The 17033-nt window shown below is 73.3% G+C and carries 15 protein-coding genes and 1 pseudogene; 9 read left to right on the top strand and 7 right to left on the bottom strand.

Going from position 1 to position 17033, the window contains the following annotated elements:
• The first annotated feature begins 147 nt into the window (after positions 1-147).
• The 4 genes from ACXAHD_RS03815 (at position 148) to manA (ending at position 4185) form a co-directional block, all read left to right on the top strand.
• A complete protein-coding gene (locus ACXAHD_RS03815) occupies positions 148-1524 on the top strand; it encodes a phosphomannomutase/phosphoglucomutase (RefSeq protein ID WP_281551711.1) in 1377 nt (458 codons plus the stop codon).
• Between the two features lie 66 nt (positions 1525-1590).
• Complete coding sequence (locus ACXAHD_RS03820; RefSeq protein ID WP_281551710.1) at positions 1591-1773, top strand: Trm112 family protein; 183 nt, start codon at positions 1591-1593, stop codon at positions 1771-1773.
• Positions 1773-2987 carry an SIS domain-containing protein gene (locus tag ACXAHD_RS03825; RefSeq protein ID WP_281551709.1) on the top strand — a complete coding sequence of 405 codons (1215 nt, stop codon included), beginning with the start codon at positions 1773-1775 and terminating at the stop codon, positions 2985-2987. Before ACXAHD_RS03820 ends, ACXAHD_RS03825 begins: the two co-directional genes overlap by 1 nt.
• A gap of 10 nt (positions 2988-2997) precedes the next feature.
• Entirely contained in the window at positions 2998-4185 is a 1188-nt protein-coding gene (gene manA / locus ACXAHD_RS03830) for a mannose-6-phosphate isomerase, class I (RefSeq protein WP_281551708.1), read from the top strand.
• A gap of 214 nt (positions 4186-4399) precedes the next feature.
• Here the strand turns inward: manA and ACXAHD_RS03835 are convergent, their stop codons facing one another.
• Positions 4400-4552, bottom strand: coding sequence for a hypothetical protein (locus tag ACXAHD_RS03835; RefSeq protein WP_278173964.1), 153 nt, complete (start codon positions 4550-4552; stop codon positions 4400-4402).
• A gap of 39 nt (positions 4553-4591) precedes the next feature.
• Positions 4592-5701, bottom strand: a complete 1110-nt coding sequence (locus ACXAHD_RS03840; protein ID WP_281555708.1) for an RDD family protein — start codon at positions 5699-5701, stop codon at positions 4592-4594.
• A gap of 22 nt (positions 5702-5723) precedes the next feature.
• Between ACXAHD_RS03840 and ACXAHD_RS03845 the strand changes: the two genes are divergently transcribed.
• Positions 5724-6764 carry a stage II sporulation protein M gene (locus ACXAHD_RS03845; RefSeq protein ID WP_281567509.1) on the top strand — a complete coding sequence of 347 codons (1041 nt, stop codon included), beginning with the start codon at positions 5724-5726 and terminating at the stop codon, positions 6762-6764.
• On the opposite strand, the gene ACXAHD_RS03850 is transcribed toward ACXAHD_RS03845, so the two are convergent.
• Genes ACXAHD_RS03850 through ACXAHD_RS03870 form a run of 5 tightly spaced genes read right to left on the bottom strand, consistent with a single transcriptional unit; the run spans position 6737 to position 12149 of the window.
• Complete coding sequence (locus tag ACXAHD_RS03850) at positions 6737-8128, bottom strand: DUF58 domain-containing protein (protein ID WP_475048634.1); 1392 nt, start codon at positions 8126-8128, stop codon at positions 6737-6739. The two genes, ACXAHD_RS03845 and ACXAHD_RS03850, sit on opposite strands and share 28 nt — an antisense overlap.
• Positions 8129-8171: 43 nt before the next feature.
• Positions 8172-9155: an AAA family ATPase gene (locus ACXAHD_RS03855; RefSeq protein ID WP_475048636.1), complete on the bottom strand. Its 984-nt coding sequence runs from the start codon at positions 9153-9155 to the stop codon at positions 8172-8174.
• A gap of 11 nt (positions 9156-9166) precedes the next feature.
• Complete coding sequence (locus tag ACXAHD_RS03860; protein ID WP_281551705.1) at positions 9167-10579, bottom strand: DUF4350 domain-containing protein; 1413 nt, start codon at positions 10577-10579, stop codon at positions 9167-9169.
• On the bottom strand, positions 10576-11292 hold the full coding sequence (locus ACXAHD_RS03865) for a DUF4129 domain-containing protein (protein ID WP_281551704.1): 717 nt from the start codon (positions 11290-11292) through the stop codon (positions 10576-10578). Before ACXAHD_RS03865 ends, ACXAHD_RS03860 begins: the two co-directional genes overlap by 4 nt.
• Complete coding sequence (locus tag ACXAHD_RS03870; protein WP_281551703.1) at positions 11289-12149, bottom strand: hypothetical protein; 861 nt, start codon at positions 12147-12149, stop codon at positions 11289-11291. Before ACXAHD_RS03870 ends, ACXAHD_RS03865 begins: the two co-directional genes overlap by 4 nt.
• 210 nt (positions 12150-12359) lie before the next feature.
• On the opposite strand from ACXAHD_RS03870, the gene mtrA reads away from it, so the two are divergent.
• The 4 genes and pseudogenes from mtrA to ACXAHD_RS03890 all read left to right on the top strand — a co-directional run.
• Positions 12360-13049, top strand: coding sequence for an MtrAB system response regulator MtrA (gene mtrA, locus ACXAHD_RS03875; protein WP_281551702.1), 690 nt, complete (start codon positions 12360-12362; stop codon positions 13047-13049).
• A 130-nt stretch (positions 13050-13179) separates the two neighbouring features.
• Positions 13180-14868, top strand: coding sequence for an MtrAB system histidine kinase MtrB (gene mtrB, locus ACXAHD_RS03880; RefSeq protein WP_281555706.1), 1689 nt, complete (start codon positions 13180-13182; stop codon positions 14866-14868).
• Positions 14865-16691: an LpqB family beta-propeller domain-containing protein gene (locus ACXAHD_RS03885; protein ID WP_281551701.1), complete on the top strand. Its 1827-nt coding sequence runs from the start codon at positions 14865-14867 to the stop codon at positions 16689-16691. The genes mtrB and ACXAHD_RS03885 overlap by 4 nt, the downstream gene beginning before the upstream one ends.
• A 9-nt stretch (positions 16692-16700) precedes the next feature.
• Positions 16701-17033, top strand: a pseudogene (locus ACXAHD_RS03890) (ComF family protein); the annotation flags it as partial.

Consider the following 17033-nt stretch of genomic DNA (forward strand, 5'->3'; position numbering starts at 1 on the left):
GGCTGGGCGCTCCCTGCAGCGGCGTATCCGGCCGGAGGATGAACATCGTGCTGCCGGAGGATGGACCGTCAGCCTTGGCCGAAGGCATTGCCCACCGCTCCGTTACCCTCACTCGTGTTGGCATCGGCACGGCTGAGGAGCGAGACCTTGTCTGACTTGTCCAAAATCGTCAAGGCCTACGACGTCCGTGGCACCACTCCCGACCAGTTGAACGAGACCGTGGCCCGGGCCATCGGTACCGCGTTCGTACAGGTCCTGGCCGAGCGCGGCGACAAAGCCGACCGGATCGTCATCGCCCACGACATGCGTGAGTCGTCGCCACCGCTGGCCGACGCGTTCGCCGCCGGGGCCACCGCTGCCGGGGCCGAGGTGCTGCACGCCGGGCTGGCCTCCACCGACCTGCTCTACTACGCCTCCGGCGCGCTGGAGCTGCCCGGCGCGATGTTCACCGCCAGCCACAATCCAGCCCAGTACAACGGCATCAAGATGTGCCGGGCCGGGGCGGCGCCGATCGGCCAGGACTCCGGGCTGACCGACATCCGGGACCGGGCCCAGGCGCTGCTCGACAGCGGCGAGGTGCCGTCCGGCGGGGACCGGGTCGAGCGGCGCGAACTGCTCGCCGACTACGCCGCGCATCTGCGTACCCTGGTCGACCTGTCGGGGATCCGGCCGCTGAAGGTGGTCGTCGACGCCGGCAACGGGATGGGCGGCTACACCGTGCCGGCGGTCCTCGGTGACACGGTGCTGCCGGCTCTGCCGCTGACCATCGTGCCGATGTACTTCGAGCTGGACGGCTCGTTCCCGAACCACGAGGCGAACCCGCTCAACCCGGAGAACATCGTCGACCTGCAGAAGGCGGTCCGGGAGCACAACGCCGACCTGGGGTTGGCGTTCGATGGCGACGCCGACCGCTGCTTCGTCGTCGATGAGCGTGGCGAGCCGGTCTCGCCGTCGGCGATCACCGCCCTGGTCGCCGCTCGGGAGCTGGCCAAACACCCCGGTGAGACGGTCATCCACAATCTGATCACCTCCAACGCGGTGGCCGAGATCGTCCGGGAGAACGGCGGCGAGCCGGTGCGCTCCCGGGTCGGTCACTCGTTCATCAAGGCCGAGATGGCCCGGACCAACGCGGTCTTCGGCGGTGAGCACTCGGCGCACTACTACTTCCGGGACTTCTGGTTCGCCGACACCGGGATGCTGGCCGCGATGCACATGCTGGCCGCGCTCGGCGAGCAGGACAAGCCGCTGTCCGAGCTGGCCCACGAGTTCGAGCGGTACGTCGCCTCCGGTGAGATCAACTCGACGGTCACCGACCAGCAGGCCAAGCTCGCCGAGATCAGGACGGCGTACGCCGACGCCGACACCGACGAGCTGGACGGGCTGACCGTCCGCTTCGACGACGGTGCCTGGATCAACATCCGTGCCTCGAACACCGAGCCGTTGCTGCGGCTCAACGTGGAGGCACCGACCACCGAGCGGATGGCCGAACTGCGCGACGGGGTGCTCGCGCTGGTTCGCGGCTAGGATCTTCACCGGAAGGCGCACCCCGGGACGGGGTCCGCCGGCGAGACACGTGGAAGGAGCCATCCGATGGCCCTGGATCAGCAGCTGCTGGAGATCCTCGCCTGCCCGGACACGCACCACACGCCGTTGACCTACGACGCCGACGCGGCGACCCTCACCTGTCCGGAGTGCTCGCGGATCTTCGAGGTGCGGGACGGGATTCCGGTGCTGTTGCTGGACGAGGCCCGCCGGCCCGGCGAGGCCGGCTGATGGCGGTTCCGATCGACGGCACGTCCGGGGTGGTGGGTCGGCGGGTCGCCGACGAGGCGCTGCTCGACGACGTGGACGGGCTCAACTCGACCGATCCCGGCGGCATGCTGCGGTTCACCGCGTCGGCCGGTGCCCAGGTGCGCGAGTCGGCGGCGCTGGCCGCCGAAGCCAACCTCGGCATGCTCAGCGACGAAGGGCGGCCCCGGGCGGTCGTCATCGCCGGTATCGGTACCGCCGGGCGGACCGGTGACGTGCTGGCCACTGTGGCCGGACCGCGCTGTCCCGTACCGGTGATTCCGCACCGCAGCTCCGGCGTGCCCGGCTGGGTCGGCGCGGCCGACGTGGTCATCGCGGTCAGCGCTTCGGGGCGCAGCCCGGAGGCGCTGGGTGCGGCTCAGGCCGCCGCCCGGCGCGGTGCCCGGCTGGTCGCCGTCGGGCCGCCGGACTCGCAGCTGCAGTCGGTCGCCGAAGGGGTACGCGCCCCGTTCGTCCCGGTGCCGCGACGGGCCCCGGCTCGGGCCAGCCTCTGGGCGTTGACCGTGCCGGTGCTGCTGGCAGCGCGGGCGTTGGGCCTGGTCAAGGTCAACGAGGCGGATCTGGCGGAGACGGCGGCCCGGCTGGACGCCGACGCCGAACGGTGTCGCCCGGCCGCCGAGTCGTTCGTCAACCCGGCGAAGGCCCTCGCTCTCGGGCTGGCCGGTTCGGTGCCGATCGTCTGGGGCTCGTCGCCGGTGGCGTCGGTCGCCGCCCGCCGGTTCGGCGACACGCTGTCGACGAACGCCCGCTACCCGGTGGTCACCGGGGCGCTCGGCGAGGCCGGCCGGGGTCGGGTAGGGCTGCTCGACGGGGTCTTCGGCGGCCTGGGCGAGTCGACCCGGGACATTTTCGCCGACCCGGACGACGACGATGACCAGTCCGAGTCGCCGACCCGGCTGCGTCTGGTGCTGCTGCGCGACGGTGGGCTGAACCCGGAGGACGACGCCGACGAACCCTTCGTGGTCGAGGAGCGCCGGGCCGAGGCGGTGCAGACCCTGGCGGACCGGCGCGGTGTGCGGTGCGACGTGATCACGGCGGAGGGCGGTTCGGCGCTGGAACGGCTCGCCTCGTTGATCTCGGTCCCCGACTTCGCCTCCGTCTACCTGGCGTTGGCGCACCATCTGGACCCGATGGCGGTGCCGGCGGTGAGCGAGATGAAGGAACTCTCCACCACCTGAGGCGGGCGTCGTGGAACTGTTGACCGGCCGGATCCGGGACTATGCCTGGGGGTCGCGGACCGTCATCGCGCAGCTGCAGGGGCGCCCGGCTCCGGCACCCGGGCCGGAGGCGGAGCTCTGGCTGGGTGCCCACCCCGGCGCGCCGTCCCAGGTGCGACGGGGCGCGGCGCTGGTCGGGCTGCCGGAGCTGATCGACCAGGATCCGGTGGGCTGGCTGGGCGAGCCGACCGCGACCCGGTTCGACGGGCGGCTGCCGTACCTGATGAAGGTGCTGGCCGCCGAGACGCCGCTGTCGTTGCAGGCGCATCCGGACGCGGCGCAGGCCCGCGCCGGGTACGCCGCGCAGTCGAAGCTGCCGGCCACCTCGGCGGGGCGTAACTACGTCGACCCGCACCACAAGCCGGAGCTGCTGGTGGCGCTCAGCGAGTTCGATGCGCTCTGCGGCTTCCGGGTGCCGCAGCTCTCCGCCGAGGTGCTGGCGGCGTTGGGTGTCGACGAGTTGGAGCCGGTGACCAAGGCGTTGCGGGTCGGCCCGGACGGGCTGCCGGAGGCGTTGGAGCGGCTGCTGCGGTGGCCGCGGCCGCAACGACCGGCTCTGGTCGCGGCGGCGGTGGCGGGTGCCGACCGACTGCCGACGCGGTACGCCGCCGACGCGGCGCTGCTGCGCCGGTTGGCCGGACACTATCCGGCCGACCCCGGGGTGCTGGTGGCGCTGCTGCTCAACCAGGTCACCCTGGCTCCGGGGGAGGCGATCTGGATGCCGGCCGGCAACCTGCACGCGTACCTGCGGGGTGCCGGCGTGGAGATCATGGCGGCCAGCGACAATGTGCTGCGCGGTGGGTTGACCCCCAAGCACGTTGACGTCGCGGAGTTGCTGCGGGTGTTGCGCTTCGAGGTGCTCGACGACCCGGTGGTACGCGCCCGGCCGGTGGACACCGGGGTGGTCACCTGGCCGGCGCCGGCCACCGAGTTCGCGCTGCACCGGGTTGTGCTCGACGCGGGGGCGCGGCAGGTGTCGGTGCCGGTCGAAGGTCCCCGGGTGGTGCTCTGCGTCGCGGGTGAGGTCGCCGTCGACGACGGTGTGGCGGCGGTGCCGGTCCGGGCAGGGCAGGCGGCGGTGGGGCCGGCGGGCGGGACGCCGTTGGTGGTCTCCGGCGCTGGTACGGCCTTCGTCGCCTCGGTCGCCTCAGCCGGCTAGCCGGCCGAGCCGGCTGCTGGCGGACAAGCACGCGGGGCGGCCGGGTGAGCGTCCGCTCCGCTCACCGACAGCCGCCCCGCGCATCCCCCCGGTTTGGTTCCCCCGCGCGTCAGCGTGACGATCATCGTGACGCGACGTAGTCATAGATTCGCAGTGAGTAGCCAGGCTGTCAAGCTAATCCGGAAATTACCGATTCGTGGCGTGTCGGCGGAGGTCAACCCTGGGAGCGGCTGCCCGGTCGTACCCAGGTCCAGATGCAGTACGCCAGCCAACCGAGTGCCAGCGCGGTGGCCAACGGGCGTAACCCGACCGCGTTCAACAGGATCACCAGGGCAAGGACGACCAACCACGGGAGGAATGCCTTCACGGCACCGATGCTGCCACACTTGGCCAGCCGCAAACCGGTTCACGACAGTGCGGATCCGGACGGCCGTTCTCGGTCCGATGGCGCGTCGGAGGCGCGCAGCGTGCTGGCGACCGGTGGACGGCGTACCCCGGTCCAGTCCGGCTGCTCCGCCGTCGGGCCCAGCCAGGGCGGCCGCGGCCAGCTGCCGCGCGGCCAGTCCGGTCCGTCCCGCTGCGCCGGCGCAACCGGCCCGGGCGCAGCGGTCCGGACCGGCTCGGGTGCAGCGGTCCGGACCGGCGCCGCCGGACGCAGGGCGCTCGTCCGCGCCGGACTCACCGCGGCGAGTTCCGGCCAGAGCACGGCGGTCACCGCCCTGGTCCGGGCCAGCCGCTGCGCCGACCGGCGACGGCGTTCGGCGAGAACCGCCGCCAGGTAGGCCCAGTGCGGGACACCGGCCGGCGGCGGGGGAGTGACCACTGCCGCGACCTGTTCGGTCACCAACCGGACCAGGTCGGAGCGGGCCGGTTCGGCGAACCCGTGGCCCCGGGCGAGCAGATGCCGTACGTCCAGCGCGAGGTCGTCGTCGAGGCGGCTCAGGTCGAGGGTACGGGCCCAACCGGCGAGCACCGGCGGCATGTCCGGCACCCACCCCCAAGCCGCCGGTGCCCGGTCGTGCACCACGATCGTGCCGGCGGCCAGGTCCCCGATGCGTTTGCCGTCCCGGTTGGTCACCAGTGTCACCAGGCTGGCCAGCCAGGTGAGCGGCGGCAGCAGCAGTCCGGGCCACTCCGCGGCCACGCCGACCAGAGCGCGGGCCAGCGAGTGTCGGAAACGTGGCGGGCTGCCGTCGTCGCGTACCACCCGGATGCCGACCGCCAGTTTGCCGACGGTACGGCCGGCGTTCAGCGTCTCGCACAGCACCGGGTAGCCGACCAGCACCAGGACGGCGCCGACCGTGAGTAGCGCCTGCCCGAGCGCCTCGTCGACTTCGATGGACGCGCGCATCGACGCGAGCAGCAGCCCGGCCAGGACCGCCAGCACCACCGCGATCAGCGCCTGCACGGCGAGGTCGACGAGCAGGGCCAGTAGCCGCGAGCCGAGCCGGGCCAGCCGTACCTCCACCTCGACAGCTTCGCCGCTGACCAGCCTGCCGCCCCCGGTTGTCTGCATGGCCACCCTGCCAGTGAACACTATGGGACGGGAGGTGACCGTGGACCTCGACGCGTACGTGGCGGAGCACGGGCCCCAGTGGCGACGACTGGAACAGCTCGTGCGTGCCCGGCGACTAACCGTCGCCGAGGTGGACGAGCTGGTCGCGCTCTACCAGCGGACCGCCACCCACCTGTCGGCGGTCCGCAGCCGCTCGCCGGACCCGGCGCTGGTCGCCCGGCTGTCCCGGCTGGTGCTGGCGGCCCGCGCTCGGCTCACCCGGGGCCGGGGATTCTCCTGGGCCCGGGTCGGCCGGTTCTTCAGCGTCGGGTTCCCCCGGGCGGTGTTCCAGGCGGCGCCCTGGTGGGCGGCGGTGGCGGTCGCTTTCTGCACGCTCACCGGTTTTCTGATGTGGTGGGTGGCCGGCAATCCGGACAGCGCCCGGCTGCTGATCGGTGACCAGGCCGCCGCTGAGCTCGCCGAGTCGAGCTTCGCCGGCTACTACACCCGGTACGCGGCACCGAACTTCGCCGCCCAGTTGTGGGCGCACAACGCCTGGCTCGCCGCGCAGTGCCTGGCCGCGGGCGTACTGGTGGTCCCGGTGCTCTACCTACTCTGGGTGAACGCGCTGAATCTCGGGGTCACCGGTGGGGTGATGATCTCGTACGACCGGGCGGATGTCTTCTTCGGACTGGTCACGCCGCACGGTCTGCTGGAGTTGACCGGCGTCTTCATCGCTGCCGGCGTGGGGCTGCGGATCGGCGGGGCGTGGATCGCGCCGCCGGCGCACCTGACCCGGGGCCGGGCGGTCGCCGAGGCCGGGCTCTCCGGCGTACTGGTGGCGCTCGGGCTGGTGCTGCTGTTCGCGGTGGCCGGGCTGATCGAGGCCTTCGTCACCCCGGCACCGCTGCCGACCTGGCTGCGGGTCGCGATCGGTTTCGCCGCCTGGCTCGCCTTCCTCGGCTACGTCCTCATCCTCGGCTCCCGGCACCCCGCCGACCCGGCCCGGCACCACGCCGATCAAGCCCCGACCCGGACCGTCGACGGGGGCCCGGTTCAGAGCCGGCCGAGCAGTTTCAGCTGAAGGTAGAGGTCTGCGAGCCGGTCGGCGAAGCTCGGCGCGGCCGCGTCCAGCACCGGAACACCGTGCCGACGCAGCGCACCACCGACCCGGTCCCGCTCGGCCCTGGTCTGTGCTGCGGAGGCGGCCAGGTACGCGTCGGCGACGTCGCGTACCGGCCCGTTTGCGACGGCCGGCACCGCCGGATCCCCGACTGCGGCCACCACGACCTGGTGTCGGGCGACGAGCCGGGGCAGTACCGGCAGCAGTCCGTCGCCGAGCGCCGCCGGCTCCAGCGCGGTGCAGAGCACCACCAGGGACCGGCGAGTCTCCCGGCGGAGCACTTCACCGACCATCAGCTCGTGGTCCGTCTCCACCAGCGTCGGTTGCAGCGCCGCCAGTTCGGCGACCAACCGGGGCAGCAGGGTCTGGCGGCTCGCACCCCAGATCCGCGCCCGGACCTTCGTGTCCACCGCCAGCAGGTCGAACCGGTCACCGGCCCGGTGCGCCAGCGTGGCCAGCAGCAGCGCGGCGTCGACCGCCACGTCCAGCCGGGGCTGGTCGCCGACGCGGACCGCCGACGTGCGCCCGGTGTCCAGGACGAACACCACCCGCCGGTCCCGCTCCGGGCGCCAGGTCCGGACCAGTACGTCGGAGCGCCGGGCGCTGGCCCGCCAGTCGATCGACCGTACGTCGTCGCCGACCACGTACTCGCGCAGGTTGTCGAACTCGGTGCCCTGCCCCCGTCCCCGGGTCGCCCGCATGCCGTCGATCACCCGCAGCCGGGCCAGCTTCTCCGGCAACAGCCGCCGGGAGTTGAAGCGGGGCAGCACCCGCAGCGTCCATTGCGGGGTGGACGGCCGCCGGCGTCGCTGCCGGAACGCCAGCCCGAGTGGGCCGGTGGACCGGACGGTCACCTCGACGGCGCGCCGGTCGCCGCAACGGGTCGGGCTGAGTACGGCGGGCATTGCGGCGGTGGCTCCCGGTGCCAGCCGTACCCGCCAGACGGGCCCACCGCCGATGGTGCCGGCGGGGTAAGCGGCGGTGGAGGCGCGATCGGCCGGATCGGTGCCGGCGGGATCGGCGACGATGCTCTCGGCGGGGGCGGCGCCGGCCGACGGGGTCCAGGCGTCGCGGACCTCGGCCCGCAGTCGCCGTCGGGAGCCGTTGCGCAGCCGCAACGTCACTGTCGCCGCAGTGCCGAACCAGCTGGTCCGGTCGCCGTCGCGGCGCAGTTCCAGGGCGCTCAGTGGGGCGGCCCACGCCAGGTCGATCAGCGAGAGCAGGGCCACCGATCCGGTGACGACCACCAGACCCAGCCATGGCCGCGGCCACCACGGCAGAGTCACCGCGCCGGCCCCGAGCAGCACCGCCGCCCGCCAGGTCAGCACGGCGGCCGTCCGGCCCCGGCCGGCGGCACCTCCGGCCCGGTCACCGTGGCGTCGGGACGGCGCCGAGCACCGATTCGAGTACGGCGTCCTCGATGACCCCCTCCAGTTCCGCCTCCGGCCGGAGCCGGATCCGGTGCCGCAGGGTGGCCCGGGTGACCGCCTTCACGTCGTCCGGTGTGACGTAGTCGCGGCCGGCCAGCCACCCCCACGCCTTGGCAGTGTTGAGCAGCGCGGTGGTGCCCCGCGGTGAGGCACCGAGCGCCAGCGCGGGAGCCGTCCGGGTGGCCCGGCACAGGTCCACGATGTAGCCGAACACCTCTTCGCTGACCCGTACCTGCCCGATGGCCCGGCGGGCCGCGGCCAGGTCGGCCGCCCCGGCGACCGGGCGCACCCCGGCGGCGGCCAGGTCCGCCGGATCGAAGCCGGCGTGGTGGGCCCGCAGCACGCCCAGTTCCTCGTTCCGGCTGGGCAGCGGTACGGACAGCTTGAGCAGGAACCGGTCGAGCTGCGCCTCCGGCAACGGGTAGGTGCCCTCGTACTCGATCGGGTTCTGGGTGGCGGCCACGATGAACGGTGCCGGCAGCGGCCGGCGGACCCCTTCCACCGAGACCTGGTGCTCCTCCATCACCTCGAGCAGGGCCGACTGCGTCTTCGGTGGTGTCCGGTTGATCTCGTCGGCGAGCAGCAGGTTGGTGAAGACCGGGCCTTCCCGGAAGGTGAACGCGGCACTCCGTGGATCGAAGATGAGTGACCCGGTGACGTCGCCCGGCATCAGGTCCGGGGTGAACTGCACCCGCTTGGCGTCCAGATCCAGCGCTGCGGCGAACGCGCGTACCAGCAGCGTCTTGGCGACGCCGGGTACGCCTTCCAGCAGCACGTGCCCACGGCAGAGCAGCGCGATGACCAGACCGGTGACCACGGCGTCCTGCCCGACCACGGCCTTGGCGACCTCGGCACGCAGCCGGCGTAGCGCGTCACGGGCCGCGTCGTGGTCGGCGGGTGCGGCGTCCGCCGGACCGGTCACGCTGGGTCGGGTCACCAGGGTTCTCCTTCGATCGCGGATGGGGACCGGGGTGCCGGAGCCACCGGCCCGTCGGACGGTGTCCGGACCGGCCCGGCTGCCGGTTCGATGCGGTTGGCCGGACCGGCGACCTCGGTGGGCAGGGCGGCCAGCCGCCGGGCCAGGTGCAGCAGGTCGCCGTCGGTGGTGGGCGGCGGCCCGTACAGCAACGCGTCGATCTGCTCGGCGGACGCCCCGGTCCGGTCGGCGACCGCCGCCACGACGTCCGCCGGTTGGGGTTGATCCGGCAGATCCAGCATCGGGACGAGTCGGGCCAGCGCGGCGGTACGCAGGATACCCGTGGTGGGGGCCCGTTCCCGGGACCGCCGGTAGAGCTGCCCTCGGCCCAGCATCGTCTCGGCAACCGGAACTGTCACCGGCAGCGCCTCATACACCGGTGGACCGAACCGGCGGGCCCGCCACAGCACCAGTACCAGGGCGGCGACGGCCAGCTGGGCGAGCGACGCCCAGAACCACGGCGGAAAGGCGTCCAGCAGGGTGTCCTGCGACGGCCGGACCTCGCTGGCCACGGGTCCCTGCGGTTGCCCGGTCGGCTGGGCGCTGACCCGCGGGCCGGCGCTCGGATCGTCCTCGCCGAGGTGGATCGACGGCTGCTGCACCGGCTCCCCGGGCTCCGGTGGGGTGTCCGGGTGGGCGAGGTCGAGCCAGACCACCTGCGCCCGGGTGCCGAGCAGCTGGGCGGCGAACCGCGCGTTGCGGTGCTCGTCGAACCGGTCGTTGCGGAACGGGTCGCTCGCCCCGACCACCACCAGCTCGGCCTGCCCCCAGTCGAGCCGGGCCAGGCCGGCATCGAAACACAGGTCGAACCGGTCCGGGTCGATTCCGGGCGGGGCAGCGTAACGCTGCCGTACGGCCGCCGCCGGTCCGGTGCCGGCCACCTCGGGCAGTGCGCACGGCCGGCCGTCATGGTCCGGACCGTCGACCCGGGCCGCCCAGCGCCGGGTACGGCTGTCAACCGGCAGCGGCTCGCCGCGCAGCAGCCGGGCCGGCGGGTCGACCAGCAGCACCCGGGTCCCGGCCGGCATCCGACCGAGCGCCCGCAGGTAGTCCGGATGCACCAGGGTCGGCGCGGGAACGAACAGCGTGGTGGGCCCGGTCAGCGCGGCGCGGATCGCGTCGACGGTCCCGTCGGCGGAGTGGACGGCGATACCGTCGTCGCGCAACGCGGCGGCGAGGTCGCTGCCGCCGTCCGGGCCGTGGTTGGTCGGGGAGAGGAAGCCGGGCCGGGTCGGGTCCGGGTGGGTCAGCTGGTACGCCACGGCGGTGCCGACGAGCAGTACGCCGACCACCGTGAACGGGATCGCGATCCGCAGCCACCGCCACCGCCGCTGTTGCAGCCGTGGGCGGCGGACACCGGGCCGGGTCACCGTCGCCGGCCCGGTCGCTGGCCGGCGGGCCGACGGTCCTGGTCGAGTGCCTGACGCAGCTGGCCGGCGAGTTCGCGCATCCGCCGGTCGTGGCCGGGCAGTGCCGGCTGCTCTCCGTACCACACGTCGCTGAAGATGTCGCCGGCCTCGGTCAGCACGGGGTGGGCGGCCGGCTCGGTCCGCCCGGCCACGTCGGCGAGTTCGGTGACGGTCCAGCTGGGGCGGTCGGTGAGCACCCCGTGGTCGGTGACCTCCACGACCATCGCGCGCAACCGTTCCCGGACCGCCTCGGCGTACCGGCCCTGGTCGGCGTACCGGTCGGCGAGTGCGGCCGGAACGTCGGTCGACCGGGGCGGCGGCACCGGCGAACCACCGGGGCGATCGCCGCCGGCGGTCGCCGTCCGGCGCCGCCAGCGGCGTGGATCGAACGCGGCCAGCCAGCGGCGCGGATCGAACGCGGCCAGCCAGCGGGGCAGGCCGGGCGGTGCCGGCCGCCAGCGGCCCAGCCGGCGCAGCCGGTCGGTTAGGCCCGGCCGGCCCAGCCAGCCCCATGGACCGGGCCGGCGCCGTGGCCACCAGCGGGGCCAGTGGAACCATCCGAGGGCGACCAACGCGGCGCCGGCCATCAGCAGCACTGTGGCAAGGGGCAGCGGGACGACGTCGCCGACGGCGGCGACGAACTCGGTCCACCAGCGGCTCACGGTCGCGATCACCCGCCAGCAACCGGCAAACCGGCGTCCGGTCTCACCGACGCTGCGGCCCGGAAGGTGCTCGTCGGGGTCGACGCTCGCCGCAGGCGGATGTCCAGTCCTTCGGTACGCATCCGCGTCTCCACGTGCAGGACGGCGTCCAGGCAGGCGAGTGCCGGGTAGCCGACCGCGTTGAGAAGGGTCCAGCCGGCGACGGTCGCGACGGCGAGCCACGCCGCGTCCCGGTCGACCAGGTTCACCGCGCCGATCGCCAGGCCGGCGCGGATGACGAACCAGATCAGGTAGCCCAGGACGCGGATCAGCCCGGCGCGCAGCCCGGCGCGGGTGGCGAGCGCGGCGGACCGGGCCAGCGACTGCCAGACCGGCACCCGGTCCAGCACCACGGCCGGGACCGCCAGCCCGAGGACCGCGTATCCGATGAACCAGACCGGTCCGGCGAGCGCGGCGGTGAACATGATGGTGCCGGCCGCCCAGGCGACCAGCACGACTGCGGCGAACCGGCCGCCGCGCGGGTCGAGCAGCCGGGCCCCGGTGCTGCGCCGACCGGACAGCGCCGCTCCGGCAGCCCGCGAGGTGAGGCCGCTGAGCAGGGCGATCGCCGTCACTTCGAGGGCTGCCCCGGCGGCGAGCAGCAGCCAGTAGAGGCCGAGCCGGTTCCAGCTCGGCAGGTACCCGGGGGCGGTGGCTCCGGCCGCCTCGCGCAGTGGGAGCAGCAGCAGTTGCTCACCGAGAGCGAGTACGGCGCCGACGGTCAACAGGACGGGCGCGTGGCCGCGGAGCAGACCCACGGCTGCGTCCAGCAGTTCGCCCGTGGTGAGCGGGCGCAGCGGCAGCACGTCGGGCGGGCCGGCGTGATCCACGCGGACTCCTGGTGACGAGGTGGTCGATGGTTCGGACGGGACGCTGGCCTACCATCGTGGCACGCGGATCGCCGTCAGCCGCTGTAGGGCGGCGCGGCGTCCGGAATGTCGCGACTATGGGGGGATGTCACGACCGGGCCGGTGGCGCTGCCACCAGCCCGGCCGGGTGGCGGTCCCCCACCGCTGGAACCGGGATGGAATATTGGTCACATGAGAGCCCGCGTGCTGGTTGTCGATGACGATCCCGCCCTGGCGGAGATGATGGGTATCGTGCTGCGCAGCGAGGGCTTCCTGCCGTCGTTCGTTGCCGACGGTGAGCGGGCGCTCGCCGCGTTCCGGGACAACCGGCCGGACATCGTGCTGCTCGACCTGATGCTGCCCGGGATGAGCGGGATCGACGTCTGTCGGGCGATCCGCTCCGAATCGGGCATCCCGATCGTCATGCTCACCGCCAAGAGCGACACCGTCGACGTCGTGCTCGGCCTGGAGTCCGGCGCCGACGACTACGTGGTGAAGCCGTTCAAGCCCAAGGAGCTGGTCGCCCGGATGCGGGCCCGGCTGCGCCGGGGCGAGGACGTCGCGCCCGAACTGCTCACCATCGGGCCACCGGGGAACCAGATCACCATCGACGTGCCGGCGCACACCGTCAGCCGCGACGGTGCGGAGGTGAAGCTGACCCCACTGGAGTTCGACCTGCTGGTCGCGCTGGCCCGCAAACCGCGCCAGGTGTTCACCCGTGAGGTGCTTCTGGAGCAGGTCTGGGGTTACCGGCACGCGGCCGACACCCGGCTGGTGAACGTGCACGTGCAGCGGCTGCGCGCCAAGATCGAGCCGGATCCGGAGCGACCCGAAATCATCCTCACCGTTCGGGGCGTGGGCTACAAGGCGGGCACCGGCTAGCCTGGTCCGTACTGTGGCTGGCCGATCCCGCACCGTGTCCGACCTGTCCTCCCGTGTCAGTGGCGCACTGCGCCCGGCGCGGGATCTGCTGCTGGCCCGGACCCGGCCGGTGACCAGCGGAGCCCAGCGGATGTGGCGCAGGTCCCTGCAGCTGCGGGTGGTGACCATCACCCTGGTCGCGTCCGGCCTGCTGGTCGGCGGGTTCGCGTACATGGTGGCGTCGCAGAGCACCAACATCCTGCTGGACCGGGCCCGGGAGGACGTGCAGCGGCGGCTCACCCACGGGCGGGACTACGCCGCCGAGCAGATGAGCGTGCATCCGCAGTACTTCGACCCGCAGGTCCGGGTGACCTTCGAGCTGACCGTCAGCACCCTGGCCGGCGGCGACCCCGACCAGGTGGGTGGGGTGGTCGTGGTGATGGCGGCGAGCGGCTACCCACTGATCCAGTCGGCGACCTCGCCGGCGGTGGACGCGTCCGGCATGATCAGCGACGAACTGGCCCGGCACGTCGGCTCCGGTGCCCAGGCGCATCAGATCCGCACCGGTGACCTCGGCGAGGGGCGGCTCAAGTACCTGGTCTACGGCTCCCCGGTGCCGACCAAGTTCGGTCAGGTCGAGCTCTACTACCTGGTGCCGCTGACCACCCAGGATCAGGCCGCCAACCAGATCCGGGCGACCGTGCTCATCACCGGACTGGCCCTGGTGATGCTGCTCGGCCTGCTGGCCGCGCTGGTCACCAGGCTGGTCGTCACGCCGGTACGGGTGGCCGCGCGCACCGCGCAGCGACTCTCCGCCGGGCTGCTGGACCAACGGATGGTGGTCGACGGCGAGGACGACCTGGCCATGCTGGCCGCCTCGTTCAACCAGATGGCGACCAACCTGCAGCGGCAGATCACCCGGCTGGAGGAGATGTCCCGGCTGCAGCGTCGGTTCACCTCCGACGTGTCGCACGAGCTGCGCACCCCCCTGACCACCGTACGGATGGCCGCCGATCTGCTCTTCGCCGAGCGGGACGGCTTCGACCCGGCGGCGGCCCGCAGCGCCGAGCTGCTGCAGACCGAGCTGGACCGGTTCGAGAGCCTGCTCACCGATTTGCTGGAGATCAGCCGGTTCGATGCCGGGTTCGCCGTGCTGGACGCCGAGCCGACCGATCTGGTGTCGGTGGTCCGCCGGGTCGCCGACCGGCTCGACGGGCTGGCCGCACGGCTCGGCGTGCGGATCGAGCTGCGACTGCCCGCGACGCCGGTGATCGCCGAGGTGGATCCCCGTCGGGTCGAGCGGGTGCTGCGCAACCTGGTCGGCAACGCCGTCGAGCACGGCGAGGGCCGGCCGGTGGTGGTCACTCTCGGCGTCGATGACGCGGCAGTCGCGGTGACCGTACGCGATCATGGGGTCGGCCTGCGCGCCGGGGAGGACAAGTTGGTGTTCAACCGCTTCTGGCGGGCGGATCCGTCCCGTGCCCGGCAGACCGGTGGGACCGGCCTCGGCCTGTCGATCAGCGTGGAGGACGCCCGGCTGCACGGCGGCTGGCTGGAAGCGTGGGGCGCGCCTGGCGAGGGTGCGCAGTTCCGGCTCACCCTGCCGGCCCGGGCCGGTGACCGGCTCGCCTCGTCACCGCTGCGGCTGGTTCCGGAGGACCGCCGGCCGTCGGACGGCGGGTCGGACGGTGCCGATCCGGACGAGCCGTGGCGGGCGCCGACGCAGCCCGCTCCGCCCGGCGCCGAACCGGTCGGCACGATGGTGGTCCTCCCGGAGCAGAGCGTCGGCTCCGACGACCGGGCCAGTGGCGGCGTGGCCGCGACCGGAGCGGCACCGTGACCCGCCGGTGGCGTCGACTGGCGCTGCTGCCGGTGCTCGCCGGGGTGCTGCTCGCCGGGTGCGGCATTCCGGAGAACACCGACGTTCGGGTCGACGGACAGGGTCCGGCACCCGGCCTGCCGACCGGTGGCGGCGGGGCCCAGACGCCGGCGTCGCGGCTCGACGAACGCAACAACACCGAGGCGTTCGTCGTCAACTTCCTGCAGGCCGCCGCCGTGGAGGCGGAACGGGCAGTGGAACAGGTACGTGAGTACGTCGCGCCACAGGACCGCGCGGACATCCGCGATCCCAACCCTGAGGTCGCGCTGACCGTGGTCCGACTGCGGGAACGTCCGCAGATCACCCGGGCCGAGGCCGGGGTGGAGGAGGTGGCGCTCGACGTCCAGCAGCTGGGCCTGCTGCGGCCGAACGGGGCGTTGGAGCCGCTGCCCGCCCAGGAGCCGGAGTTCACCGAGTACACCTTCCAGGTCGGGTCGGTCGCCGGTGAGACGGGCAAGTTCGTCCTCAACCCGCCGGCGGCGTTGCTGCTCAGCGTGGATGCGTTGAACACGTTCTACCTGCAGCGCACCATCTACTTCTGGGACACCAGCGAACGGGCGCTGGTGCCGGATCTGCGCTACCTGCCGGTGGCGGTGCCGTTGGAACGCCAGCGCACCGTCCTGCTGGACATGCTGATCGGCGGGCCGTCGAGCTGGCTAGCCTCGGCGGTGCAGGCGCTGCCGAGCGGTATCCGCTCGGGCGGCAACGTGCCCGACACCGGGGACCGGCTGAAGGTCACGTTGATCGCCGACGCGACCCCGTTCGCCGACGAACGCGAACTCGACCGACTGGCCGGCCAGCTGATGTGGTCGCTGTGGCCGGAGTTCGACAACGACCTGGAGCTGACCATCCAGGGACAGACCCCGAAGGTCTACCCGGGTGCCGACCTGCTGGCGATGAACGGCACCCAGGCGCTGCCCGAGACGCCCGAACGGTTCACCGTCTACCAGGGCCGGGTGCACCGGCTGCGCAGCTCGGCGCGCTCCGGCGAGCCGATCCCGGTGCTCACCGAGGAGGTCAACCAGAACGTGGTCACCGCCGGTTTCACCCAGGCCGGTGGTGGCACGTACGCGGCTCTCGCGGTGGCCGACGGCGGTGCCCAGCGGCTGATCGTCGGCGCGGCGACCGGGGCCGGTACCAGCTTCGACGCCAGCACCCGGACCTTCGACGACATCGGCCGGCCGGTCTGGCTCAAGGCACCAGGTGACGCGGGTCTCGTCGTCGCGGACGGCGGGCTGTTCTCGTTCAGGGTCGGCAGCGGTGCGGTCGAACAGGTCACGCTGCCCGGGGTGACGGGCGAGGTGCAGTCGGTCGGGGCGGCCCCGGACGGTCACCGGATCGCGTTGGTGGTCGACGGCCGGCTGTACGTGGCCGCGCTGAGCCGGGGCGGCAAGCTCGAGGTGCTGCCACCCCGCCGGGTGCCGACCTCACTGTCCGACCTCACCCAGGTCGACTGGGTGGCCGAGACGCTGCTGGTGGCGGCCGGCACGAACCCTGACGGGCGGGTCAGCCTGTACGACGTGACGGTGGACGGCGCGATCGAGACCAGTTCGCTGCGGGACCTCGGCGGGGCGAGCGTGACCCACCTGGCCGGCTATCCAGCGAACCCGGTCGGCGGCGGCACGGTCGGTGCCCGGATGTACGTCGCCAACGGTGTGCCGTACGACCTGTTCGAGCCGAGCGAGCAGATCCGGCCGGAGGAGATCGAAGGGGTGGAGCCGAGCGGGACCGAGGAGCCGGAGAACTCGACCGCCAATCCGACCGCCCCGTTCTTCCTGTACTGACCTGCGGCGGTGGTGGGCGACGTCTGGTCGGCGCTGGCCGACCTGGTGCTGCCGGCGGAGTGCGCCGGTTGCCGCCGCACCGGCGGCCGGCTGCGGTTCGGTGTGTGCGGCCGGTGCGCCGACGAGGTGCAGCGGCTGCGTCCCCGGCCGGTACGCCCCGAGCCGGCCCCGCCGGACCTGCCGCCCTGCGTGGCGTTGGGTGAGTACGCGGGGGTGCTGCGGGAGTTGCTGCTGGCGTACAAGGAACGGGGGCGGCACGGGCTGGGCCGGCCGCTGGGCCGGCTGCTCGGCGACGCGGTCGCCGCCGCGGTCGGCACCGGTGCGGACCGGCCGGTGCTGCTG

It is taken from the genome of Micromonospora sp. ABR4_055 (assembly GCF_056160425.1).

What these genes read in the sequence shown, in the direction of transcription:
- ACXAHD_RS03820 (WP_281551710.1), top strand. Translation starts at nt 1,591, where the DNA reads ATGGCCCTGGATCAGCAGCTGCTGGAGATCCTCGCCTGCCCGGACACG.
- mtrB (WP_281555706.1), top strand. Translation starts at nt 13,180, where the DNA reads ATGTGGCGCAGGTCCCTGCAGCTGCGGGTGGTGACCATCACCCTGGTC.
- ACXAHD_RS03825 (WP_281551709.1), top strand. Translation starts at nt 1,773, where the DNA reads ATGGCGGTTCCGATCGACGGCACGTCCGGGGTGGTGGGTCGGCGGGTC.
- ACXAHD_RS03845 (WP_281567509.1), top strand. Translation starts at nt 5,724, where the DNA reads ATGGGACGGGAGGTGACCGTGGACCTCGACGCGTACGTGGCGGAGCAC.
- mtrA (WP_281551702.1), top strand. Translation starts at nt 12,360, where the DNA reads ATGAGAGCCCGCGTGCTGGTTGTCGATGACGATCCCGCCCTGGCGGAG.
- ACXAHD_RS03840 (WP_281555708.1), bottom strand. Translation starts at nt 5,701, where the DNA reads ATGCAGACAACCGGGGGCGGCAGGCTGGTCAGCGGCGAAGCTGTCGAG.